At 73.2% G+C, this 20,959-nt stretch carries 20 protein-coding genes and 1 pseudogene; 7 read left to right on the forward strand and 14 right to left on the reverse strand.

Going from position 1 to position 20,959, the window contains the following annotated elements; translation table 11 throughout:
* Window positions 1–26: 26 nt before the first annotated feature.
* Window positions 27–2,330, forward strand: a complete 2,304-nt coding sequence (locus ACSU6L_RS14905) for a glycoside hydrolase family 3 N-terminal domain-containing protein (RefSeq protein ID WP_437057141.1) — start codon at window positions 27–29, stop codon at window positions 2,328–2,330.
* Between the two features lie 160 nt (window positions 2,331–2,490).
* On the opposite strand, the gene ACSU6L_RS14910 is transcribed toward ACSU6L_RS14905, so the two are convergent.
* The 4 genes from ACSU6L_RS14910 to tsaB are packed head-to-tail and all read right to left on the reverse strand — an operon-like array spanning window position 2,491 to window position 5,033.
* Window positions 2,491–2,757 carry a hypothetical protein gene (locus ACSU6L_RS14910; protein ID WP_437057143.1) on the reverse strand — a complete coding sequence of 89 codons (267 nt, stop codon included), beginning with the start codon at window positions 2,755–2,757 and terminating at the stop codon, window positions 2,491–2,493.
* Window positions 2,754–3,845 carry a tRNA (adenosine(37)-N6)-threonylcarbamoyltransferase complex transferase subunit TsaD gene (gene tsaD / locus ACSU6L_RS14915; protein WP_073940506.1) on the reverse strand — a complete coding sequence of 364 codons (1,092 nt, stop codon included), beginning with the start codon at window positions 3,843–3,845 and terminating at the stop codon, window positions 2,754–2,756. Before tsaD ends, ACSU6L_RS14910 begins: the two co-directional genes overlap by 4 nt.
* The gene (rimI, locus tag ACSU6L_RS14920; protein ID WP_437057145.1) at window positions 3,838–4,383 is read right to left on the reverse strand and encodes a ribosomal protein S18-alanine N-acetyltransferase; all 546 of its coding nucleotides are present in this window, start codon (window positions 4,381–4,383) and stop codon (window positions 3,838–3,840) included. The genes tsaD and rimI overlap by 8 nt, the downstream gene beginning before the upstream one ends.
* The gene (tsaB, locus tag ACSU6L_RS14925; protein ID WP_437057147.1) at window positions 4,380–5,033 is read right to left on the reverse strand and encodes a tRNA (adenosine(37)-N6)-threonylcarbamoyltransferase complex dimerization subunit type 1 TsaB; all 654 of its coding nucleotides are present in this window, start codon (window positions 5,031–5,033) and stop codon (window positions 4,380–4,382) included. The genes rimI and tsaB overlap by 4 nt, the downstream gene beginning before the upstream one ends.
* Before the next feature lie 121 nt (window positions 5,034–5,154).
* On the opposite strand from tsaB, the gene ACSU6L_RS14930 reads away from it, so the two are divergent.
* Complete coding sequence (locus tag ACSU6L_RS14930) at window positions 5,155–5,706, forward strand: hypothetical protein (protein WP_437057149.1); 552 nt, start codon at window positions 5,155–5,157, stop codon at window positions 5,704–5,706.
* Between the two features lie 17 nt (window positions 5,707–5,723).
* On the opposite strand, the gene ACSU6L_RS14935 is transcribed toward ACSU6L_RS14930, so the two are convergent.
* The 5 genes from ACSU6L_RS14935 to ACSU6L_RS14955 all read right to left on the reverse strand — a co-directional run bounded on the left by ACSU6L_RS14935 (window position 5,724) and on the right by ACSU6L_RS14955 (window position 10,615).
* Window positions 5,724–5,906 (reverse strand): hypothetical protein, encoded by a 183-nt coding sequence (locus ACSU6L_RS14935; protein WP_437057151.1) that lies wholly within the window; start codon window positions 5,904–5,906, stop codon window positions 5,724–5,726.
* Between the two features lie 166 nt (window positions 5,907–6,072).
* Entirely contained in the window at window positions 6,073–6,585 is a 513-nt protein-coding gene (tsaE, locus tag ACSU6L_RS14940) for a tRNA (adenosine(37)-N6)-threonylcarbamoyltransferase complex ATPase subunit type 1 TsaE (protein ID WP_437057153.1), read from the reverse strand.
* Entirely contained in the window at window positions 6,551–7,792 is a 1,242-nt protein-coding gene (locus ACSU6L_RS14945) for an alpha/beta fold hydrolase (RefSeq protein WP_437057155.1), read from the reverse strand. The genes tsaE and ACSU6L_RS14945 overlap by 35 nt, the downstream gene beginning before the upstream one ends.
* A gap of 47 nt (window positions 7,793–7,839) precedes the next feature.
* The gene (gene alr / locus ACSU6L_RS14950) at window positions 7,840–9,042 is read right to left on the reverse strand and encodes an alanine racemase (protein WP_437057157.1); all 1,203 of its coding nucleotides are present in this window, start codon (window positions 9,040–9,042) and stop codon (window positions 7,840–7,842) included.
* A 136-nt stretch (window positions 9,043–9,178) separates the two neighbouring features.
* Window positions 9,179–10,615 (reverse strand): NAD(P)H-hydrate dehydratase, encoded by a 1,437-nt coding sequence (locus ACSU6L_RS14955; RefSeq protein ID WP_437057159.1) that lies wholly within the window; start codon window positions 10,613–10,615, stop codon window positions 9,179–9,181.
* A gap of 126 nt (window positions 10,616–10,741) precedes the next feature.
* Between ACSU6L_RS14955 and ACSU6L_RS14960 the strand changes: the two are divergent.
* Window positions 10,742–11,422, forward strand: a pseudogene (locus ACSU6L_RS14960) (hypothetical protein); the annotation flags it as partial.
* 49 nt (window positions 11,423–11,471) lie between these two features.
* Here ACSU6L_RS14960 and ACSU6L_RS14965 read toward each other — a convergent pair.
* The 3 genes from ACSU6L_RS14965 to ACSU6L_RS14975 all read right to left on the reverse strand — a co-directional run bounded on the left by ACSU6L_RS14965 (window position 11,472) and on the right by ACSU6L_RS14975 (window position 12,610).
* Complete coding sequence (locus tag ACSU6L_RS14965) at window positions 11,472–11,843, reverse strand: hypothetical protein (RefSeq protein WP_437057161.1); 372 nt, start codon at window positions 11,841–11,843, stop codon at window positions 11,472–11,474.
* Window positions 11,824–12,159, reverse strand: coding sequence for a hypothetical protein (locus ACSU6L_RS14970; protein WP_437057163.1), 336 nt, complete (start codon window positions 12,157–12,159; stop codon window positions 11,824–11,826). The genes ACSU6L_RS14965 and ACSU6L_RS14970 overlap by 20 nt, the downstream gene beginning before the upstream one ends.
* Before the next feature lie 79 nt (window positions 12,160–12,238).
* On the reverse strand, window positions 12,239–12,610 hold the full coding sequence (locus ACSU6L_RS14975; protein WP_073940781.1) for a holo-ACP synthase: 372 nt from the start codon (window positions 12,608–12,610) through the stop codon (window positions 12,239–12,241).
* Between the two features lie 134 nt (window positions 12,611–12,744).
* Here ACSU6L_RS14975 and ACSU6L_RS14980 point away from each other — a divergent pair, with 134 nt between their 5' ends.
* Both ACSU6L_RS14980 and ACSU6L_RS14985 read left to right on the forward strand, forming a co-directional pair.
* The gene (locus ACSU6L_RS14980; RefSeq protein ID WP_437057165.1) at window positions 12,745–13,713 is read left to right on the forward strand and encodes a hypothetical protein; all 969 of its coding nucleotides are present in this window, start codon (window positions 12,745–12,747) and stop codon (window positions 13,711–13,713) included.
* A gap of 13 nt (window positions 13,714–13,726) precedes the next feature.
* Window positions 13,727–15,469 (forward strand): M16 family metallopeptidase, encoded by a 1,743-nt coding sequence (locus tag ACSU6L_RS14985; RefSeq protein ID WP_437057167.1) that lies wholly within the window; start codon window positions 13,727–13,729, stop codon window positions 15,467–15,469.
* A gap of 20 nt (window positions 15,470–15,489) precedes the next feature.
* Here the strand turns inward: ACSU6L_RS14985 and glmS are convergent, their stop codons facing one another.
* Window positions 15,490–17,337, reverse strand: a complete 1,848-nt coding sequence (gene glmS / locus ACSU6L_RS14990; RefSeq protein ID WP_437057169.1) for a glutamine--fructose-6-phosphate transaminase (isomerizing) — start codon at window positions 17,335–17,337, stop codon at window positions 15,490–15,492.
* 175 nt (window positions 17,338–17,512) lie between these two features.
* On the opposite strand from glmS, the gene coaA reads away from it, so the two are divergent.
* Window positions 17,513–18,481 carry a type I pantothenate kinase gene (gene coaA, locus ACSU6L_RS14995; protein ID WP_437057171.1) on the forward strand — a complete coding sequence of 323 codons (969 nt, stop codon included), beginning with the start codon at window positions 17,513–17,515 and terminating at the stop codon, window positions 18,479–18,481.
* Between the two features lie 32 nt (window positions 18,482–18,513).
* The gene (locus tag ACSU6L_RS15000; protein WP_437057173.1) at window positions 18,514–19,452 is read left to right on the forward strand and encodes a DUF389 domain-containing protein; all 939 of its coding nucleotides are present in this window, start codon (window positions 18,514–18,516) and stop codon (window positions 19,450–19,452) included.
* Between the two features lie 57 nt (window positions 19,453–19,509).
* Here ACSU6L_RS15000 and glmM read toward each other — a convergent pair whose 3' ends face one another.
* Entirely contained in the window at window positions 19,510–20,868 is a 1,359-nt protein-coding gene (gene glmM / locus ACSU6L_RS15005; protein ID WP_437057175.1) for a phosphoglucosamine mutase, read from the reverse strand.
* Window positions 20,869–20,959 lie beyond the last annotated feature (91 nt).

Consider the following 20,959-nt stretch of genomic DNA (forward strand, 5'->3'; position numbering starts at 1 on the left):
CATCCGCCCTTACCGACAGGAGTTTCATGACCAGCCCCTGGCGTGACCCCGCTCTGCCCACCGCCGCCCGCGTCGAGGACCTGCTCGCACGGATGACCCTCGAGGAGAAGACGGCTCAGCTGTACGGCGTGTGGGTGGGCGCGGCCACGGACGGCGCCGGTGTCGCACCCCACCAGCACGACATGACCGTCGACTATGACTGGGACGAGCTGATCACCCACGGCCTCGGCCAGCTCACCCGCCCCTTCGGCACCGCCCCCGTCGACCCGGAGGCCGGCGCCCGCTCCCTGGCCAGCGCCCAGCGCCGGATCGCCGCGGCCGGCCGGTTCGGCATCCCGGCGCTGGCCCACGAGGAGTGCCTGGCGGGCTTCACCGCGTGGGGCGCGACGGCGTACCCGGTGCCACTGGCCTGGGGCGCCGCCTTCGACCCGGCACTGGTGGAGGAGATGGCCCGGCACATCGGCCGCGACCTGCGCTCGGTCGGCGTCCACCAGGGCCTCGCCCCGGTCCTGGACGTCGTACGGGATCTGCGCTGGGGCCGGGTGGAGGAGACCATCGGCGAGGACCCGTACCTGGTGGGCACGGTCGGCGCCGCCTATGTGCGGGGCCTGGAGTCGGCCGGGATCGTGGCCACGCTGAAGCACTTCGCCGGGTACGCGTCCTCGGCGGGCGCCCGCAACCTGGCCCCGGTCCGGGCCGGGATCCGGGAGTTCGCGGACGTGACCCTGCCGCCGTTCGAGCACGCGCTGCGCGAGGGCGGGGCGCGCTCGGTGATGGCCGCGTACACCGAGACGGACGGCGTGCCCGCCTCGGCGGACCCCGGGCTGCTCACCGAACTCCTGCGCGACCGGTGGGGCTTCACCGGCACGGTGGTCGCCGACTACTTCGCCGTCGGCTTCCTGCAGAGCCTGCACCGCGTCGCCGGCTCGGACGCCGAGGCGGCGCACGCCGCGCTCGCGGCGGGCATCGACGTGGAGCTGCCGACGGTGAAGTGCTACGGCAAGCCGCTGCTGGAGGCGGTCCGGGCGGGGGAGGTCCCCGAGGAACTCGTCGACCGCGCCGTGCGCCGGGTGCTGACCCAGAAGTGCGAGCTGGGCCTGCTCGACGAGGACTGGACGCCCGAGCCGGCCGGGCCCATCGACCTGGACTCGGCGGCGAACCGCGCCCTGGCCCGCCGCCTGGCGGAGGAGTCGGTGGTGCTGCTGTCCGACCCGGACGGCCTGCTGCCGCTGCCGCCGGACACCCGGATCGCGGTGGTCGGCCCACGCGCCGACGACCCGCTGGCCATGCTGGGCTGCTACTCCTTCCCCTCCCATGTGGGCGCCCATCACCCCGAGACCCCCATGGGCATCGAGATCCCGACCCTGCTCCAGGCCCTGCGCACCGAACTCCCCGACGCGAAGGTGACCCACGCGCGGGGCTGCGACACCTCCGACCCGGACACCTCCGGCTTCGAGGAGGCGGTGGCCCGGACGGCCGAGGCCGACGTCTGCGTGGCCGTGCTCGGCGACCGGGCGGGCCTGTTCGGGCGCGGCACCTCGGGCGAGGGCTGCGACGCCCTGGACCTCGCGCTTCCCGGCGTGCAGGGCGAACTGCTGGACGCCCTGGTCGCGACGGGCGTCCCGGTTGTCCTGGTCCTGCTCACCGGCCGCCCCTACGCGCTCGGCCGCTGGCACGGCCGGCTCGGCGCGGCCGTCCAGGCCTTCTTCCCCGGCGAGGAGGGCGGCCCCGCGCTGGCGGGCGTCCTGTCGGGCCGGGTGAACCCGTCCGGCCGGCTCCCGGTGAGCGTGCCCCGCGACCCGGGCGGCCAGCCGTGGACGTACCTCCAGCCGCCGCTGGGCCTGGCGGGCGAGGTCAGCAACCTCGACCCGACGCCGCTGTACCCCTTCGGCCACGGCCGCTCGTACACGACGTTCTCCTGGGAGGACGTCACCGGCGGCAGCCCGGAGATCGGCACGGACGGCTCGTACGACCTGTCCGTCACCGTCCGCAACACGGGTGACCGGGCGGGCGCGGAGGTCGTCCAGCTCTACCTGCACGACCCGGTCGCCCGCGTCACCCGCCCGGACGTGCGGCTGGTCGGCTACCAGCGGCTGGCCCTGGAGCCCGGCGAGGCGGCCCGCGTGACGTTCCGCTTCCCCGCCGACCTCTCCGCGTTCACCGACCGCACCGGCCGCCGCGTGGTCGAACCGGGTGCCCTCCAGCTCCGGCTGGCGGCGTCCAGCGCGGACGTACGGCACACGGCGGACCTGACCCTGACCGGGCCGGAACGGGTGCTGGGGCCGGAGCGGCGACTGCGCTGCGAGACGGAGGTGCACCGGCTGGATTGACGCGTTCATATCGAAGGTGCAGCGGGCATCGCGGGCGAGCCGGTGGACCGGGGCCGGGTGCGGAACTGGCTGATCATGACCCGGGAGGGCGCCGCCACCAGCGCGGGCGTGGTCGCCCTCGTCACCTCGCTGGGCCGGCTGCCGGGGGGCTGAGCGGCGGTCAGCCGGCGGGGGCGACGCCGACCGACTCGAACCGCCAGCGGTGCACCGCGCGGGTCACCAGCTCACCGGCCGGTTCCGGCAGCTCGGGCAGTTCGGCGTCGTAGCCGGCGTCCCACCAGGTGACGACGAGCACCCGGTCCTGCGGGGCTCGGAAGGTCTCCCGCCGCAGCGGGGCCGGGGTCAGCTCCTGGGCGCGGGCCCAGGCCAGCAGTTCCCCGCCTTTGCCGGGGACCGCCCGCGCCTCCCACATCAACGCGACCGTCACGAGTACAGGTTCTCCTTGCTGACCTCGTGCACGTGGTCGTGGTCGTGCCCGGGGACGTGCGGGTCCGTCACCGGCAGGGACGAGTCCGCCGACAGGTCCCAGCTGGACGCGGCCCGGTTGCGGGCGACCATCTCGGCGCCCAGCGCGGCCACCATCGCGCCGTTGTCCGTGCACAGCTTGGGGCGTGGCACGCGCAGCCGGATCCCGGCCGCCTCGCACCGCTCCTGGGCGAGCGCCCGCAGCCGGGAGTTGGCGGCCACCCCGCCGCCGATCATCAGGTGGTCGACGCCCTCGTCCTTGCAGGCCCGCACGGCCTTGCGGGTGAGCACGTCCACGACCGCCTCCTGGAAGGAGGCTGCCACGTCGCGCACCGGCACCTCCTCGCCCGCCGCCCGCTTGGCCTCGATCCAGCGGGCCACGGCGGTCTTCAGACCGGAGAAGGAGAAGTCGTAGGCGGGGTCGCGCGGCCCGGTGAGCCCGCGCGGGAAGGCGATCGCCTCCGGGTCGCCCTCGCGGGCGTACCGGTCGATGACCGGGCCGCCGGGGAAGCCGAGGTTCAGCACTCGGGCGATCTTGTCGAAGGCCTCGCCGGCCGCGTCGTCGATGGTGGCGCCCATCGGGCGGACGTCGGAGGTGATGTCGGAGGAGAGCAGCAGGGACGAGTGTCCGCCGCTCACCAGCAGCGCCATCGTCGGCTCCGGCAGCGGGCCGTGCTCCAGCTGGTCGACGCAGATGTGGGAGGCGAGGTGGTTGACGCCGTAGAGCGGCTTGCCGAGGGCGTAGGCGTACGCCTTCGCCGCCGAGACGCCGACCAGGAGCGCGCCCGCGAGGCCCGGACCGGCGGTGACGGCGATGCCGTCCAGGTCCCTGGCGCTGATCCCGGCGTCCTTCAGGGCGCGGTCGATGGTGGGCACCATCGCCTCCAGGTGGGCGCGGGAGGCGACCTCGGGGACGACACCGCCGAAACGGGCGTGCTCGTCGACGCTGGAGGCGACGGCGTCGGCGAGCAGGGTGGTGCCGCGGACGATGCCGACGCCGGTCTCGTCGCAGGAGGTCTCGATACCGAGGACGAGGGGTTCGTCAGCCATTGCTCTGGGTTCCTTCTTCGGTTTCGGTGCCCGCGGCCGGGCCGCTGTCAGGCGCTGTGGTCAGGCGCATCACGAGGGCGTCCACGTTGCCGGGCTGGTAGTAGCCGCGCCGGAAGCCGATGGGTTCGAAGCCGAAGCGCTCGTACAGCTTCTGCGCGCGGACGTTGTCCACCCGGCACTCCAGCATCACCTCGGCGCACTCGAACGCGGTGGCGGCCCGCAGCAGTTCGGTGAGCAGCCGGGCGCCGAGGCCGGTGCCCCACTGGTCGCGGGCGACGGCGATGGTCTGGATGTCGCCGATGTCACCGGCGGAGGCGAGTCCGGCGTAGCCGACGATCCGGCTGCCGCCCTGCTCCGTCTCCTCCTCGGCGACGACGTACCGCCGGGTGGCCTCGGGCCCGCGGGAGTGGGCCAGTTCGGACCAGAACATGCCCCGCGACCAGGCGTCCTCGGGGAAGAGGTCCCGCTCCAGTTCGAGTACGGGGTCGATGTCCCACCAGCGCATCTCACGCAGTCGGGGGGTCTCGGTGCCGGTCACTTGGGGGTGACCACCTTGTAGTTCTTGGGGACCTGGGCGTCGGGCCGGCGCAGGTACAGCGGCCGGGGTGCGGGCAGCTCCTCCCCCGCGGCCAGCCTGCGGGCGGCCAGGGAGGCGAGCGCCGCGGCGGAGACGTGCTCGGGCTCGTGCGCGCTGGGGAAGGTGTCCGGGTACAGCAGCGCCCCGGCGCCGACCGCGGGCAGGCCCTCGACCTGCTCGGCGATGTCGGCGGGGCGGTCCACCGCCGGGTCGGTGACCCGGGTGTGGGAGTCCGCGTACCGCGCCCAGTAGACCTCCTTGCGCCGGGCGTCGGTCGCCACGACGAAGGGGCCTTCGAGGTCGGTGGCGTAGGCGAGGCCGTCGAGCGTGCACACGCCGTGCACGGGGACGCCGAGGGCGAGCCCGAGGGTGTCGGCGGTCATCAGGCCGACGCGCAGCCCGGTGTACGGGCCGGGCCCGGTCCCTACGACGATGCCGGTCACGGCGTCGAGCGCGAGCCCCGCGCGGCCGAGCACACGGTCGACGGCGGGCAGCAGCAACTCACCGTGCCGTCGCGCGTCCACCTGGCTGGACGAGGCGATGACATCCGTTCCGTCGTGCAGGGCGACGGTGACGGCGGGCGTGGCGGTATCCAGAGCGAGCAAGAGCACGCCAACAGCCTACGGCTCCCGGCGGCCCGTGTCGGAAGTCCCGGTTCCCTCACTCACCGACTGCTACCGTCACGTCCCGTTACGGTACGTCTGTGGACATACGAGGCGGAGGTGGACGCCCGTGGCCAGCAGCAGCGCCGGAATCGTGACCGGGCTGACGGCGGCGGCGATCGGGACGATCGGGTTCCTCGCCTTCCAGGCGGCGGCGACGGTGCCTCCGGTGCTGGGGAAGCACGCGCGCGGCACCCTCCCGGCGGCGGCTTCGAAGGCGCCCCGCGACGAGCTGAACCCGGCCGCGCTGCCCGCGGGTTCCGGCCGGGGCAAGCGCGTCGTGTACTCGCTGGACGACGACCGGGTGTGGCTGGTCGGCGCGGACAACAAGGTCCGGCGCACCTTCGAGGTCACCCCGAGCGAGCTGGACCCGGTTCCCGGCGTGTACGAGGTGACGTCCCGCTCGAACCGCACCACCGGCTCCGACGGCACCCCCGTCGAGCACGTCGTCCGGTTCGCCTCGGTCGACCACGTGACCATCGGCTTCAGCGCGGCGGTGGACGGCTCCACCCCGCCCCCGGAGCCGGGCACGCTGACCGGCGGAATCCGGCAGTCCCGCGCCGACGGGAACGCGATGTGGAACTTCGCGACGATCGGCCAGCAGGTTGTCGTCATCCGCTAGGGCGACCAGGGCCTGCCCTACGCGGCCTTCCGCTGCCGGGTCAGCCGTTCGGGTTCCGGCAGGCGGGGCTCGCGGGGCGGGGTCGAGACGGCGGTGGCCGCGGCGCAGGACGCCAGCAGGTCACGCATGGACAACGGCGGGACCGGGGACAGGGGGGCAGCCGCGCGCGGCGGTGTCTCGTCTCGTTCCGTGGCCGACATGGACGCCTCCTGGATTCTGGGGGCGGACGTAGTTAGGTAGACCTAACTACGGACGGGATACCATGTGACCACGCCCGACGGGCCCAGCGCAATATCTTCCCGACGTCCTGTCGGAAACCGTCACCGGGCCATCGGAAACCGCCGTCGGGCCGCTCGGAATCCCCGCTCAGGCGGACAGCGCGCTCAGGTCGGCCGCCGTCCAGCGCTCCCCGATCCCGGTGAACGTCACGTGCCGCACCTCGTCGGTGGTGTCGCCCACGGCCCGGTGGATGACGACGTGCAGCCGGTCGTCGGTCAGCTCCTCGACCTTGCCCTCGCCCCACTCCACGACGATCACCGAGTCGGGCAGCGACACGTCGAGGTCCAGGTCCTCCATCTCGTCCAGCCCGCCGGACAGCCGGTAGGCGTCCACGTGGACGAGCGGCGGGCCGTCGCCGAGCGAGGGATGCACCCGGGCGATCACGAACGTCGGGGAGGTGACCGCGCCGCGCACGCCCATCCCCTCGCCGAGTCCGCGGGTCAGCGTGGTCTTGCCGGCACCCAGCTCACCGGTGAGCATCACCAGGTCGCCGGCGCGCAGCAGCTTGGCGAGCCGGCGGCCCAGCTCGCGCATCTGGTCGGGGGAGGTGACGGTCAGCTCGGTCTCAGCCGGGTCGTGCGGTGCCGCTGGTGCTTCCATAGCCACCCACGGTAGCCCCTGCGGGCACGGCACCCGCGCGGGTGAGCAGGTCGGCGAGCCGGTCGGTGACCACTTCCGGGTGTTCCAGCATCACCAGATGCCCGGCGTCCGGCACCAGCACCAGCTCGGCGTCCGGCAGCAGATCGGCGATGACCTCACTGTGCTCGCTGGGCGTCACCAGGTCCCGGACCCCGGCCAGCACCAGCATCGGCAGCTCCGCGAAATGGGCCAGCGCCTGCGTCTTGTCGTGCTCGGTGAACGCCGGGTAGAACTCGGCGACCACGTCGATCGGCGTGCTCTCGATCATCCGCTCGGCGAACCGCTCGACGGCCGGGTCGATGTCCCGGGACGCGAACGAGTACCGCTTGATGACCCCGGCGAACAGATCGGCGGTCGCCCGCCGCCCCTTCTCCACCAGCTCGGCCCGCTGCCCGAGCACCTTCAGCACCCCCGGGAGCACCCGCCGCACCGCGTTCACCCCGGCGACCGGCAGCCCGAAGTTGACCTCGCCGAGCCGTCCCGACGACGTCCCCACGAGCGCCACCGCGACCACCCGCTCCCGGACCAGCTCCGGGTACTGGTCGGCCAGCGCCATCACGGTCATCCCGCCCATGGAGTGCCCGACCAGCACGATCGGCCCCTCGGGCACGGCCGCGTCGATGACGGCCTTCAGGTCGCGGCCCAGCTGGTCGATGCTGACCGGCACCCCTTCCGTCAGCTGCGCCGCCCCGCGCCCGGACCGCCCGTGACTGCGCTGGTCCCAGTGCACGGTCCGTACGACGCCCCGCAGCGCGGCCCGCTGGAAGTGCCAGGAGTCCTGGGTCAGGCAGTAGCCGTGACTGAAGACGACGGTGACGGGAGCGGGCGCCTTGCGGCCGAAGAGCCGTCGCCGGCGCGGGCTGACTGCGGCACCCGTGTCCGGCTGGACGTCGTCGACCTCGTAGTACAGCTCGGTGCCGTCGTCGGCGTACGCCTTGCTGGGAGTGCCGCGCAGCGCCCCGTACGGCCCGGCCGAGTCGAGGGCGAGCCGGGCCCTGCGGCGCATGCCGCGCCCGACCGTCATCCGCTCCACCGCGACGCCGGCGGCCGCGCCGGCGGCCAGTACGCCTATCGCGGCGCCCGCGATCCCGGTCGCCCGGCGCCAGTTCCCGGCCGCCCCCGCGGCGGAGACGACGTCCGCGACGGCCTCCGCGCTGCTCTCGCTCACGTACCGCTCCTCACGGACTCACGCACTACTGACCGGTCGCTTATCGGTTACCCGTTCCCCGGGCCGTTCACATCGCCGTTCACATCGCCGTCCACATAGACGCGGGGAACACGGGTTCCGATGCGGGTGACGATCTCGTACGCGATGGTCCCCGCGGCCTGCGCCCAGTCCTCGGCGGTGGGCTCCCCGCGGTCACCCGGCCCGAACAGCACGGCCTCGTCACCCGGCGCGGGCTCGTCGCCGCCGAGGTCCACGACGAACTGGTCCATCGCGATCCGCCCCGCGACCGTGCGCCACTTGCCGCCGACCAGCACCGGACCGGTCCCCGAGGCGTGCCGCGGAATGCCGTCCGCGTAACCGAGCGGGACCAGACCGAGAGTGGTGTCCCCGGGAGTCGTGTAGTGGTGGCCGTAACTGACGCCGTGCCCGCCGGGAACGTGCTTCACCAGGGCCAGCGAGCCCACCAGGGTCATCACCGGGCGCAGTCCGAAGTCGGCCGGGGTGCCGATCTCGGGGCTGGGCGAGACGCCGTAGAGAGCGATACCCGTACGGACCAGGTCGAAATGGGTCTCGGGCAGGGTGAGGGTCGCCGGAGAATTGGCGATGTGCCGCACCTCGGGGCGCACCCCCTGCTCCTCCGCGTACCCCACCATCTCCCGGAACAGGGTCAACTGCGCGGCGATCGAGGGATGGCCGGGCTCGTCGGCGCAGGCGAAGTGCGACCAGAGCCCGGTGATCCGCACCAGCCCCTCGCGCTCGGCCCGCAGCGCCGCACCGACCAGCTCCCGCCAGTCGCCGCCGGGCTGGCACCCGTTACGCCCGAGCCCGGTGTCCGCCTTCAGCTGCACCCGCGCGGGCCGCCCCGCGAGCCGAGCGGCCTCGGTGACCTCCCGCAGCGCCCACATCCCGCTCACGGACACGTCGACGTCGGCCTCGACGGCCTCCCGCCAGGGCCCGCCCGGCGTCCACAGCCAGCACAGGATCCGCACCTCCGCGGGCACCACCCCGGCCGCGCGCAGCGCCAGCGCCTCCTCGGGCGTGGCGGTACCCAGCCAGGTCGCCCCCGCCTCGACGGCCGCCCGGGCACACGGCACCGCCCCGTGCCCGTACGCGTCGGACTTCACCACGGCCATCAGAGCCGCACCGGGAGCATGGCCGCGCAGGGCCCGCACATTGGCGCGCAGCGCGCCCAGATCGATCTCGGCACGAGCGCGCAACGGGGCGGTCGGCAGATGTGCAGTCGTACTCATCGGGGCCAGTCTCTCAGAGGCCCCCACCGGCCCGGGCGGCCGCACAGGCCAGGCACGACATGGGCGTGTCGCACAACACGCCCACACGGACCCGTCCACCCGACAACCCCCGGCCAACCCCACCCCCGAGCCCAGCTCAATCCCCCCTGACCCCCCGCCAAGCCCTGGGCACCGCCTCCGCCACATCCCCCGCCCCCACCGGCGCCCCCTCCGCCGCGAACCTCCCGGCGAGGCCGTGCAGGTACGCGCCCACGCTGGCCGCGTCGACCGCCGGCAGCCCGGCTGCCAGCAGTGACCCGGCGAGTCCGGACAGCACGTCCCCGCTGCCGGCGGTGGCCAGCCAGGCGGTGCCGGTCGGGTTCACCCGCACCACGCCCCGGCCCCCCGCCCCGGCGACCAGCGTCGTCGACCCCTTCAGCAGTACGGCCGCCCCGTACCGCCCCGCCAGTTCCCGCACCGCCGACAGCCGAGCCCCCTCGACCTCCTCACGGCTCACCCCGAGCAGCGCGGCCGCCTCCCCGGCGTGCGGCGTCATCAGGGTGGGTGCGGTGCGCGCCCGTACCACCCCGGCGTCGGCCAGCCGCAGCCCGTCCGCGTCGACCAGCACCGGCACGTCGGCCGCCAGCACCTCCGCGACCGTCCCCGCGTCGTCCCCGGCCCCCGGCCCCACGACCCAGGCCTGCACCCGCCCGGCCCGCTTCGGCCCCGCGTCCGACACCAGCGTCTCGGGGAAGCGGGCGATGACCGCGTCCCCGGCGGGCCCCACGTACCGCACCGCCCCGGCCCCGCCCCGCAGCGCGCCCGCGACGGCCAGCACCGCCGCCCCGGGGTACCGAGCCGACCCGGCGGCGACGCCGACGACTCCGCGCCGGTACTTGTCGCTCTCCCCCGCCGGCTCCGGCAGCAGCGCCGCGACGTCCGCGTGCTGCAGCGCCTCCACCTCGGCGTCGGCGGGCAGTTCCAGCCCGATGTCCACGAGCCGTACCGACCCGGCGTACTCCCGCGCCGGATCGATCAGCAGCCCCGGCTTGTGCGTCCCGAACGTCACCGTCACATCGGCCCGCAACGCCGCGCCCCGCACCTCTCCGGTGTCCGCGTCGACGCCGCTCGGCAGGTCGACGGCGACGACGGCGGCCCGGGCCCGCGCGGCGGCCTCGGCGAGCGGTACGGCCTCGGCCCGCAGCCCGCCCTTCCCCCCGATGCCGACGATCCCGTCGACGACGAGGTCGGCCCGCTCGATCAGCGCCTCCCCGGCACCGGCCTCCGCGACGGCGCCTCCGGCCCGCCGCAGCGCCGCGAGCCCTCCGGCGTGCGCCCGCCCGGGCGACAGCAGCACGGCGGTGACACCCGCACCGCGCCGCGCGAGCCGCGCCCCGGCGTACAGGGCGTCACCCCCGTTGTCACCGCTGCCCACCAGCAGCACGACCCGGCTGCCGTACACCCGTCCCAGCACCTGCGCGCAGGCGGTGGCGAGTCCGGCCGCCGCCCGCTGCATCAGCGTCCCCTCCGGCAACCGGGCCATCAGCTCCCGCTCCGCCGCCCTGACCGTCTCCACGCCGTACGCGGTCCGCATCCGTCCACCTCTCCAGCACCTCGTCGACCACTTCGGTCACGTCGTACCCATTGACGCCCTCCAGCGCATCGCCACACTCGCCGCCCCCCCGATATGAATCGATTCAGTCGAACCGGTTCGACAGGGCAGAAGGCCACCCTCGGCGAGATCGACATGCGCCTCTCCTCCGGCCTCGGCGTACGCATCGACAACCGCGGCGACACCAGCCAGTGGACCCGCAACGTGCGCATCGACAGGGTGTACGTCTCCGGTGCCTCCAGCCACGCCGTGGAGACCTACGGCGTCGACGGCCTCACCGTCGGCACGGTCACGGCCCGCGACGTCGGCGAGTCGGGGCTCCTCCTCAACCAGACCGTCAACGCCACCGTCACCGAGGTCGACGCCCAGAACGCCGGCACCGGCACCGGTTACGCCGCCTTCCGCATGGCCAACCGCAACGGCCGCGTCGGCAGCTCGTACCCGACGAACATCCGCGTCGGCGAGGTCGTCGCCCGCGGCGGCGGACGCGGCGTCTTCTGCGTCTCCGAGAGCGGCGGCGCGGTCATCGACCGGGTGACCCTCTCCGGCACCGGCAACAACGCGGTCCTCGTGGAGAACTGCTACAACGTCACCCTCGCCGCCCAGTCCCGCACCATCACCGGCGGCGGCGAAGTTCGCCTGGCGGCCCGCTCGGAGTTCCCGAACAACAAGGACATCACCCTCCAGAACCTGACGGTGACGAACTCGTCGACACGGGAGAGCCCCTGCGGCGAGAACACCAACTTCCGCAACATCACCCTGGTGAACAGCACCCAGTCGATCTGCTGACGCCCCGCCGGTCGCCCCGTGCCGCGGGGCGACCGGCGACGCGCAGGGCTCAGTCCTCCCCGAACAGTTCCTCCGCCCGCCCGACCGTCACGGCCCGGGCGAGCCAGGTGTCGAGGCTGGCGAGATCCGCGCAGGCGAAGAGGCGATCCCGCACGGCCTCCGGGACAGCGAGCCCGCGTGCTTCCAGAACGGCCACGACCGCCTCCGCCCTGCCCACGGCCTTCCCCGCGGCCTTCCCCGCGGCCTTCCCCGCGGCCTCGCCCTCCAGATACGCCTCTTCGATGAGGGTGCCCCTACCCGGGAAGTGACTGACGACCATTTTCCCCAGCTCTCTCCACGTTTCCCTGGCCGGAGTGCCCTCCAGGCCGACTTCGATCAGTTCCGCCCAGTAGCCGACGGTCTCAGGGTCGAACGACCGCATTCCGCGAGCCAGCAGCTCCAGTATGGCGTCGACTCCGTCGCTCTCGCTGTGCACGATCGCGCTGAACGTCGCCAGTGCCGGCCTTGCGCGTCTGGGCCTCGATGGCGAGCAGGAAGCCGTCGCCGTCCGACGGCTCGACCTTCAGGACCGTGTCCACGCGCCGTTCGAGTGGCTTGATCTCCGTGGTGTCGGGCGTGACCGGCTCGATGACCGCCTTCGCCGGCGGCGGCAGGCCCAACGCCTCGAAGATGGGGGCGAGGACTTCCGGATGGTCCTGGAAGATCCGGTGTGATGCCTCGTGGGTGGATGTCACCATGCGCGGAACTCTGCCGGGTCCCGCGCACTCCGCCCCGGCGATCAGCGTCCGTTCATCCTTTCGAGGCAAGCGGAAACGTTCACCCCTCCGCCACCACCACCGCCGAAGCCACCCCCGCGTCGTGGCTGAGGGACACATGCCAGCTCTGTACGCCGAGTTCCGCCGCGCGGGCCGCCACGGTTCCGGTCACCCGTAGCCGGGGCTGCCCGCTGTCCTCGACGTACACCTCGGCGTCCGTCCAGTGCAGGCCGGGCGGTGCGCCCAGGGCCTTGGCGACGGCCTCCTTGGCCGCGAAGCGGGCGGCGAGGGAGGCGATGCCCCGGCGCTGGCCGCCGGGCAGCAGCAACTCGCTGTCCCGGAAGAGGCGCTGCGCCAGGCCGGGGGTGCGCTCCAGGGCCGCCGCGAAGCGGTCGATCTCGGCGACGTCGATACCGACTCCGATGATGCTCATGCCGAGCACCCTACGGTCGGACGCCCCCGCTCCGGGCTGCTAGCCTGCGGCGACTTCACACTTCACACGCCGGCGCGCCCTGGGGGGCCAGTTCGCGCACCCGGCGTTGTCACGGCACGCCAGGGGGCGGAGGCATGAGCAGGACCACCAGCGGCATACCGGGCGCGGTGCCCGGGACGGGGCCGTACTTCGACCCGTACGACACCCTCCCCGAACTCCTCCCGCTGCGCACCGCCGCCCGCGACGGCGACTGGGCCGCCGTGCGGGCGTACTTCGCCTCGCTCGACTCGCCTGAGAAGGTGACGTATGCCGTCGGCCTGCTCGCCGAGGAGGACGGTGTGGAGGCGATGCTGGAGCGGGTCGCCGCCGAGCATCCGGCGGATCCGCTGCCGCGCACCCTGCTCGCCGACCGCTATGTCCGCATCGGCTGGGCGATCCGCAGCGATCTGCGCGCCCAGCACGTCTCCCGGGACCAGTTCGCGCAGTTCCACGACTGGCTGCGCAAGGCGGAGCAGATCCTCATCGAGGTGTGCGCCCAGCATCCCTGGTACGCCCCCGCCTGGACCGTACGGCTGATCACCGCGCGCGGGCTGCAGCTCGGCCAGGCCGAGGCCCGCCGCCGCTACGACCGGCTCAGCGCGCACCACCCGCACCACTACCCGGCGCAGATGCAGCTGCTCCAGCAGCTGTGCCCGAAGTGGAGCGGCTCCTGGGACGCCGCGCACGGTTTCGCCCGCGAGGCCACCACCGCCGCCCCGGACGGCTCGCACACCGGCGCCCTGGTGGCGCTCGCCCACCTGGAGCGCTGGCTGGACCTGGACGGCGCCGAGGGCACCGCGTACATGCGGGGCGTCCCGGTCCGCGACGACCTGCGGTTGGCGGCGCAGGTCTCCGTGCTGCACGCGGACTACCGGCCGGGCTGGCACTGGATCGGCGCGCACAGCGCGTTCGCGATGGCCTTCTCCCTCGGCGGCCACTTCGAGGACGCCCACCGGCACTTCGCGGTCCTCGGCGACCGGGCGAGCGAGTTCCCCTGGTCGTACATGTCGGATCCGAAGGCCGCGTTCATCAAGTACCGCAAGTCCGCGCTGGCGACGTTCTGAGGGGGCGGCACACATGACCACCGACATCGCGGGCGGCCTCGACGCCCTCTCCGGCCTGATCTCGCACACCACGACCCACGGCATCCCCACTCTCCACGCCCCCGCCCAGGGCAGCGAGATCACCGCCGGCCTCTTCTTCCGTGTGGGCCGCGCCGACGAGACCCTCGCCACCAGCGGCATCACCCACCTGGTGGAGCATCTGGCGCTGCACCGCCTCGGCCTGTCCGACCTGCACTACAACGGCGCCACGGCCAACGCGTACACCCTCTTCCACGTCACCGGCAGCGAGGAGGAGGTCGTCGCCCATCTGAACGCCGTCTGCGCGGCGCTGCGCGACCTGCCGCTGGACCGGCTGGAGACGGAGAAGGAGATCCTTCGGACGGAGGCCGCCGGCCGCGGCCAGGGACCCAACTCGCAGATGCCGCTGTGGCGCTACGGCGCCCAGGGCTACGGCTTGTCCAGCTACCGCGAGCTCGGCACCTGGAACCTGACCGCCGACCAGGTCCGGCACTGGGCGCAGACCCGGTTCACCCGGGACAACGCAGTGCTGTGGATCACCAGCGACCACGTCCCGGCGGGCCTGGACCTCACGCTCCCGGCCGGCACCCGCATCCCGGCCCCGGCCGCGACGAGCGCCCTGCCGGTCACCCCGGCGTACATCCACGGCGACGACGGCCATGTCGTGTTCACCTCGGTGCTGCGCCGGACCACGGCCGCCTCCGTCTTCGCCGACGTCCTCGGCCGCGCCCTGTTCCAGGACCTGCGCCAGGAGGGCGGCTACTCGTACACGGCGGAGGCCGACTACAGCCCGCGTGACGCCGGTTTCGCCACGCTCACCGCGTACGCGGACGCGTTGCCGCAGAAGCAGGACGCGGTCGTCGGCGGGTTCGTCGACACGCTCGCGCGCCTGCGCGCCGGCCGCATCGAGCAGGCGGAGCTGGACGCCGTACGGGCCAAGATCCTGAAGATGTACGACGTGCCGGACCTGGGCGCCGCCGCGCTGCCGTCGTACGCGCTGAGCCTGCTGCTCGGCCACCGCATCCTCTCCCCGGACCAGCACCGGGCCGAGCTGGATGCGGTGACCGTCGACGATCTGCGCGAGGTGGCCCGGGAGGCCTGGGACGCGGGCCTGCTCCAGGTGCCGGGCCGGGGCGCCGACTGGGCGGGCCTCACCCTGGCCCCGCAGTACTCGCCGGACGCGGTCACCGGCACCCGGCACGCCTCGCTGGAGGACGAGCGGGTCACCCTGGTCATCGGCGCGGAGGGCGTCAGCCTGCTGACGCCGGGCGGCCCGGTGACCGTGCGGTACGACGCGTGCGCGGCGATGTCCGTCCGGCCCGACGGGGCACGCGGCCTCACCGGGCACGACGGCTTCTCCGTGACCGTGGAGCCCACCCTCTACCGGGGTGTCACCCCGGACCGGATCGCGGCCCTGGACGCGGCCGTCCCGCCGGGTGTGGTGGTCCGCCTCCCCGCCAGGGACCCGGAGGACATCCCCCGGCCGAGCGAGCGCCCGAAGGGCTCCGGCCGCGCGCCCGGGGGCCGGAGCAAAACCGCCTGGGCCTGGCAGACCGGGTTCTGGATCAGCTCGGCGCTGACCTTCGTGTGGGGTCTGCTGTGCGCCCTGGTCACGCTCGACGAGGCGGGTGCCGCCCGTCCCGAGTGGGACGCGGTGATCGGCATCTGGGCGCTGGAGCTGCCGCTGCTGTTCGTGACGTGGAAGCTGCTGCGCGAGCCGCGCCGCGGAGCCCGCTGACGGCGCGGCCCGCCCGGCCGCTACTCCACGGTCACGGACTTCGCCAGGTTCCGCGGCTGGTCCACCTCGTTGCCGCGGGCCGTGGCCAGCTCGCAGGCGAAGACCTGGAGCGGCACCGTGGCCACCAGGGGCTGGAGCAGCGTCGGGGTGGCGGGGACGCTGATCAGGTGGTCGGCGTACGGCACGACCGCCTCGTCGTCCTCCTCCGCGATGACGATGGTGCGGGCGCCGCGCGCGCGGATCTCCTGGATGTTGGAGACGATCTTGTCGTGGAGGACGGACCGGCCGCGCGGTGACGGCACCACCACCACGACCGGCAGGTCCTCCTCGATCAGCGCGATCGGCCCGTGCTTCAGCTCGCCCGCCGCGAAGCCCTCGGCGTGCATGTAGGCGAGTTCCTTCAGCTTGAGGGCGCCTTCCAGGGCCACCGGGTAGCCGACGTGCCGGCCCAGGAAGAGCACGGTGTTCTTGTGGGCCAGGCTGCGGGCCAGCGTCCGCACCGGCTCCATGGTCTCCAGGACCCGCTCGACCCCGTCGGCGATCTTCGACAGCTCCCGGATGACGTCCCGGACCTCGTCGGCCCACTTGGTGCCGCGCACCTGGCCCAGGTACAGGGCGACCAGGTAGCAGGCGACCAGCTGGGTCAGGAACGCCTTCGTCGAGGCGACGGCGACCTCCGGCCCGGCGTGCGTGTAGAGCACCGCGTCGGACTCCCGCGGGATCGTCGACCCGTTGGTGTTGCAGATCGCCAGCACCTTGGCGCCCTGCTCGCGGGCGTGCCGCAGCGCCATCAGGGTGTCCATGGTCTCCCCGGACTGGGAGATCGCGATGACCAGCGTCTGCGGGTCGAGGATCGGGTCGCGGTAGCGGAACTCGCTGGCCAGCTCGACCTCGCAGGGGATCCGCGTCCAGTGCTCGATGGCGTACTTGGCGATCATCCCGGCGTGGAAGGCCGTACCGCAGGCGACGATGACGACCTTGTCGACCTCCCGCAGCACCCCCGGCGGGATGCGGACCTCGTCCAGCGTCAGCGAGCCCGCCGCGTCGATGCGTCCGAGCAGGGTGTCGGCGACCGCCTTGGGCTGTTCGGCGATCTCCTTGAGCATGAAGTAGTCGTAGCCGGCCTTCTCGGCGGCGGACGCGTCCCAGTCGACGTGGTACGAGCGGACGTCGGCGGGGCTGCCGTCGAAGCCGGTCACGGTCACCCCGTCCCGGCGCAGCTCCACCACCTGGTCCTGGCCCAGCTCGATCGCGGAGCGGGTGTGGGCGATGAACGCGGCGACGTCCGAGGCGAGGAACGCCTCGTCCTCGCCGACGCCGACGACGAGCGGCGAGTTGCGGCGCGCGCCGACGACCAGGTCCGGCTCGTCGGCGTGCACCGCGACCAGCGTGAACGCCCCTTCGAGCCGCCGGCACACCAGCCGCATCGACTCGGCGAGGTCGGCGCAGGAGGAGAACTCCTCGGCGAGCAGGTGCGCCACGACCTCGGTGTCCGTCTCGGAGGCCAGCTCGTGTCCGCGTTCGGCCAGCTCGGCCCGCAGGGCGGCGAAGTTCTCGATGATGCCGTTGTGGACGACGGCGACCCGGCCCGCGTTGTCGAGGTGCGGGTGGGCGTTGGCGTCGGTCGGTCCGCCGTGGGTGGCCCACCGGGTGTGTCCGATGCCGGTGGAGCCGGTCGGCAGCGGTCGCTCGGACAGCTCCTTCTCCAGGTTGACCAGTTTCCCGGCCCGTTTGGCCGCCGCCAGCCCGCCGTCGGCGAGCACGGCGACACCGGCCGAGTCGTAGCCCCGGTACTCCAGCCGCTTCAGTCCGGCCATCACGACATCGAGCGCCGACTGCGCTCCCACGTATCCCACGATTCCGCACATGAGCGGCAGCCTACGGTCGTTTCGCGCTCCGAACCTGCCGTAGCGTGCCCGAAATCGGAAATTCCCACGGGGGTACGAGGCCGTCGGAGCGCTCCGGAGCCCCGCGTGACGGATGCCACCCCACCTTCCGTTCGTACTCCCGTAACAATGGACTGTGATCTCTCCGGTCTCCTCGATGCCCCGGAGCGCCCACCGGCCCCGCCCGGAGGCGACTCCCTACGTCGATCTCACCCGCGCCGAGTGGAGCGCGCTGCGTGACAAGACGCCGCTGCCACTGACCGCCGAGGAGGTCGAGAAGCTGCGCGGCCTGGGCGACGTCATCGACCTCGACGAGGTGCGGGACATCTACCTCCCGCTGTCCCGGCTCCTCAACCTCTACGTCGGCGCCACCGACGGCCTGCGCGGCGCGCTGAACACCTTCCTCGGCGAACAGGGCTCCCAGTCCGGCACCCCCTTCGTCATAGGGGTCGCCGGCTCGGTCGCCGTGGGCAAGTCCACGGTCGCCCGCCTGCTCCAGGCCCTGCTCTCCCGCTGGCCGGAGCACCCGCGCGTGGAGCTGGTCACCACGGACGGCTTCCTGCTGCCGACAAGGGAGCTCCAGGCCCGCGGCCTGATGTCGCGGAAAGGTTTCCCCGAGTCCTACGACCGGCGCGCCCTGACCCGTTTCGTCGCCGACATCAAGGCCGGGAAGGGCGAGGTCGGCGCCCCCGTCTACTCCCACCTCATCTACGACATCGTGCCCGGCGAGCGCCTGGTGGTGCGCCGCCCCGACATCCTGATCGTCGAGGGCCTGAACGTCCTCCAGCCCGCCCTGCCCGGCAAGGACGGCCGCACCCGGGTCGGCCTCGCCGACTACTTCGACTTCAGTGTGTACGTCGACGCGCGCACCGAGGACATCGAGCACTGGTACCTCGACCGGTTCCGCAAGCTGCGCGCGACCGCCTTCCAGAACCCCTCCTCCTACTTCCGCAAGTACACGCAGGTGTCGGAGGAGGAGGCCCTGGACTACGCCCGCACGATGTGGCGCACCATCAACAAGCCCAACCTGGTGGAGAACATCGCCCCCACCCGCGGCCGGGCCACCCTCGTCCTGCGCAAGGGACCGGACCACAAGGTGCAGCGCCTGAGCCTGCGAAAGCTGTAACCCCGTCACCGAGGGCTGTTAGAAAGGGCGGCATGCTGCATCTGCGCCTGATCACGCCGTCCGACCGGACGGACGCCGTGGCCCGCCTGATCGAGGACACGGTCGGCACCGCGCACCTGGTCGTGCTGCCGGGCGCCGCCCGCGACCCGGTCGGCGACGTCGTGCTGTGCGACGTCGCCCGTGAGGCCGCCGACGAACTCATCACGGCACTGAGTCGGCTGGGGCTCGACGAGTCCGGCTCGATCGCGGTCGAGAACATCGACCTGTCTCTCTCCCAACGCGCCGAGAAGGCGGAGGAGGAGGCCCCTGGCGAGGCCGCGGACGCCGTCCTGTGGGAGCACCTCGTGGAGGAGACGCACGAGGAATCGACGCTTTCCGTCACCTACCTCGCGTTCATCACCCTGGCGACGATGATCGCGGCCTGCGGTGTGGTCCTCGACAACGCGATCCTGATCGTGGGCGCGATGGCGGTGGGCCCCGAGTTCGGCCCGCTGGCCGGCGTCTGCACGTCTCTCGTCCAGCGCCGCCCCCGCCTGGCGCTGCGCTCCCTGGTCGCCCTGCTGGCCGGTTTCGCCGTGGCGATGCTGGTGACGGTCGGCTTCAGCCACTTCATGGACGCCGTCGACCTGTTCACCGCCGAGGCCCTGGACGCCGAACGCCCCAACACCAACTTCATCTACCGCCCCGACTGGTTCTCCTTCGTCGTGGCGGTCCTGGCGGGCTGTGCCGGAACCCTCTCCCTGACCTCGGCGAAGTCCGGCGCCCTGGTCGGCGTCGCCATCTCGGTCACCACGGTCCCGGCCGCGGCCAACGCGGCGGTCGCCTTCAGCTACGACGAGTACCGCCAGGCCTGGGGCTCATCGGAACAGCTCCTGCTGAACCTGGCCGGGATCATGCTCGCGGGCACCCTGACCCTCCTGGCCCAGAAGGCCCTGTGGTCGAAGAAGGTCCGCAAGAAGATCGCCGTGTAGCGGAACGCCGGTCAGGGGCGACGGCAGAACCCGGCACCCCGAACCCGGCGCGGACGACTACCCCAGCGCGGACTTCACCGCATCGGCCAGCCGCCCCGCGACGGACTGCGCCTGCTCGATGTCCGCCGCCTCGACCATCACCCGGACCAGCGGCTCGGTCCCGGAGGGACGCAGCAGCACCCGTCCCGTCGCCCCCAGCTCCCGCTCGGCCTCGGCGACGGCCACACCCAGCTCGACCGAGGTCCCGACCCGGGACCTGTCCACGTCCGGCACATTGATCAGCACCTGCGGCAGCCGCTCCATCACGCCCGCCAGCTCCCGCAGCGACCGCTTGGTCTCCGCGACCCGGGCGGCCAGCAGGAGCCCGGTCAGCGTGCCGTCGCCGGTGGTCGCGTGGTCGAGGATGATCACGTGCCCGGACTGCTCGCCGCCGAGTGCGAAGCCGTGCTGCTTCATCTCCTCCAGGACGTACCGGTCGCCGACCGCGGTCTGGACGAGCCGGATGCCCGCCTGCTCCATGGCGAGCTTGAAGCCCAGGTTGGACATGACGGTGGCGACGACGGTGTCGGCCCGCAGCTCGGAGCGCTCCCGCAGGGCGAGGGCCAGCACGGACAGGATCTGGTCCCCGTCGACCTCCGCACCGGTGTGGTCGACGGCGAGGCACCGGTCGGCGTCCCCGTCGTGGGCGATGCCGAAGTCCGCGCCGTGCTCGACGACCGCGGCCTTGAGCTGCCCGAGGTGCGTCGACCCGCAGCCGTCGTTGATGTTGAGCCCGTCCGGCTCGGCGCCGATGGTGATCACCTCGGCGCCGGCCCGGGTGAACGCCTCCGGCGACACCCGCGCGGCCGCGCCGTGCGCCTCGTCGAGGACGATCTTCAGCCCGTCGAGCCGGTTGGGCAGCACTGCGAGCAGGTGCTCGACGTACTGGTCGGCGCCTTCCTCGTAGGTCCGCACCCGGCCGACGCCGGCCCCGGTGGGCCGGTCCCAGGGCGCGCCGGTGCGGTGCTCCTCGTAGACGGACTCGATGCGGTCCTCGATGTCGTCCGGCAGTTTGTGGCCGCCCCGGGCGAAGAACTTGATGCCGTTGTCGGGCATGGCGTTGTGGCTGGCGGAGAGCATGACGCCCAGGTCGGCGCCGAGGGCGCCGGTGAGGTGGGCCACGGCGGGGGTCGGCAGCACGCCGACGCGCAGTACGTCCACGCCGGCGCTGGCGAGGCCGGCGACGACGGCGGCTTCCAGGAACTCCCCGGACGCGCGCGGGTCCCGTCCGACCACCGCCTTCGGCCGGTGACCCTCGAAGGTGCCCGCCTCGGCCAGTACGTGGGCCGCCGCGACGGACAGTCCGAGCGCCATCTCGGCGGTCAGATCCGCGTTGGCGACACCGCGCACACCGTCCGTGCCGAAGAGTCGTCCCACTTGTCCTCCTGAGGAAGCATCAGTTCCGGAAAGCCACCGCCGGTGCGGCCCGGGCAGGCGGCTCCCGTGATCCCGGGCGAAGCGACACCCT

The organism is Streptomyces sp. enrichment culture (genome assembly GCF_964272855.1).
Classification (GTDB): Bacteria; Actinomycetota; Actinomycetes; order Streptomycetales; family Streptomycetaceae; genus Streptomyces.

What these genes read in the sequence shown, in the direction of transcription:
- ACSU6L_RS14935 (WP_437057151.1), bottom strand. Translation starts at nt 5,906, where the DNA reads ATGTCGGCCACGGAACGAGACGAGACACCGCCGCGCGCGGCTGCCCCC.
- ACSU6L_RS15000 (WP_437057173.1), top strand. Translation starts at nt 18,514, where the DNA reads ATGCTGCATCTGCGCCTGATCACGCCGTCCGACCGGACGGACGCCGTG.
- alr (WP_437057157.1), bottom strand. Translation starts at nt 9,042, where the DNA reads ATGAGTACGACTGCACATCTGCCGACCGCCCCGTTGCGCGCTCGTGCC.
- coaA (WP_437057171.1), top strand. Translation starts at nt 17,513, where the DNA reads ATGCCCCGGAGCGCCCACCGGCCCCGCCCGGAGGCGACTCCCTACGTC.
- ACSU6L_RS14970 (WP_437057163.1), bottom strand. Translation starts at nt 12,159, where the DNA reads ATGGTGACATCCACCCACGAGGCATCACACCGGATCTTCCAGGACCAT.
- ACSU6L_RS14955 (WP_437057159.1), bottom strand. Translation starts at nt 10,615, where the DNA reads ATGCGGACCGCGTACGGCGTGGAGACGGTCAGGGCGGCGGAGCGGGAG.
- ACSU6L_RS14980 (WP_437057165.1), top strand. Translation starts at nt 12,745, where the DNA reads ATGAGCAGGACCACCAGCGGCATACCGGGCGCGGTGCCCGGGACGGGG.
- ACSU6L_RS14975 (WP_073940781.1), bottom strand. Translation starts at nt 12,610, where the DNA reads ATGAGCATCATCGGAGTCGGTATCGACGTCGCCGAGATCGACCGCTTC.
- tsaD (WP_073940506.1), bottom strand. Translation starts at nt 3,845, where the DNA reads ATGGCTGACGAACCCCTCGTCCTCGGTATCGAGACCTCCTGCGACGAG.
- glmS (WP_437057169.1), bottom strand. Translation starts at nt 17,337, where the DNA reads ATGTGCGGAATCGTGGGATACGTGGGAGCGCAGTCGGCGCTCGATGTC.
- tsaE (WP_437057153.1), bottom strand. Translation starts at nt 6,585, where the DNA reads ATGGAAGCACCAGCGGCACCGCACGACCCGGCTGAGACCGAGCTGACC.
- ACSU6L_RS14905 (WP_437057141.1), top strand. Translation starts at nt 27, where the DNA reads ATGACCAGCCCCTGGCGTGACCCCGCTCTGCCCACCGCCGCCCGCGTC.
- ACSU6L_RS14965 (WP_437057161.1), bottom strand. Translation starts at nt 11,843, where the DNA reads ATGCGGTCGTTCGACCCTGAGACCGTCGGCTACTGGGCGGAACTGATC.
- ACSU6L_RS14985 (WP_437057167.1), top strand. Translation starts at nt 13,727, where the DNA reads ATGACCACCGACATCGCGGGCGGCCTCGACGCCCTCTCCGGCCTGATC.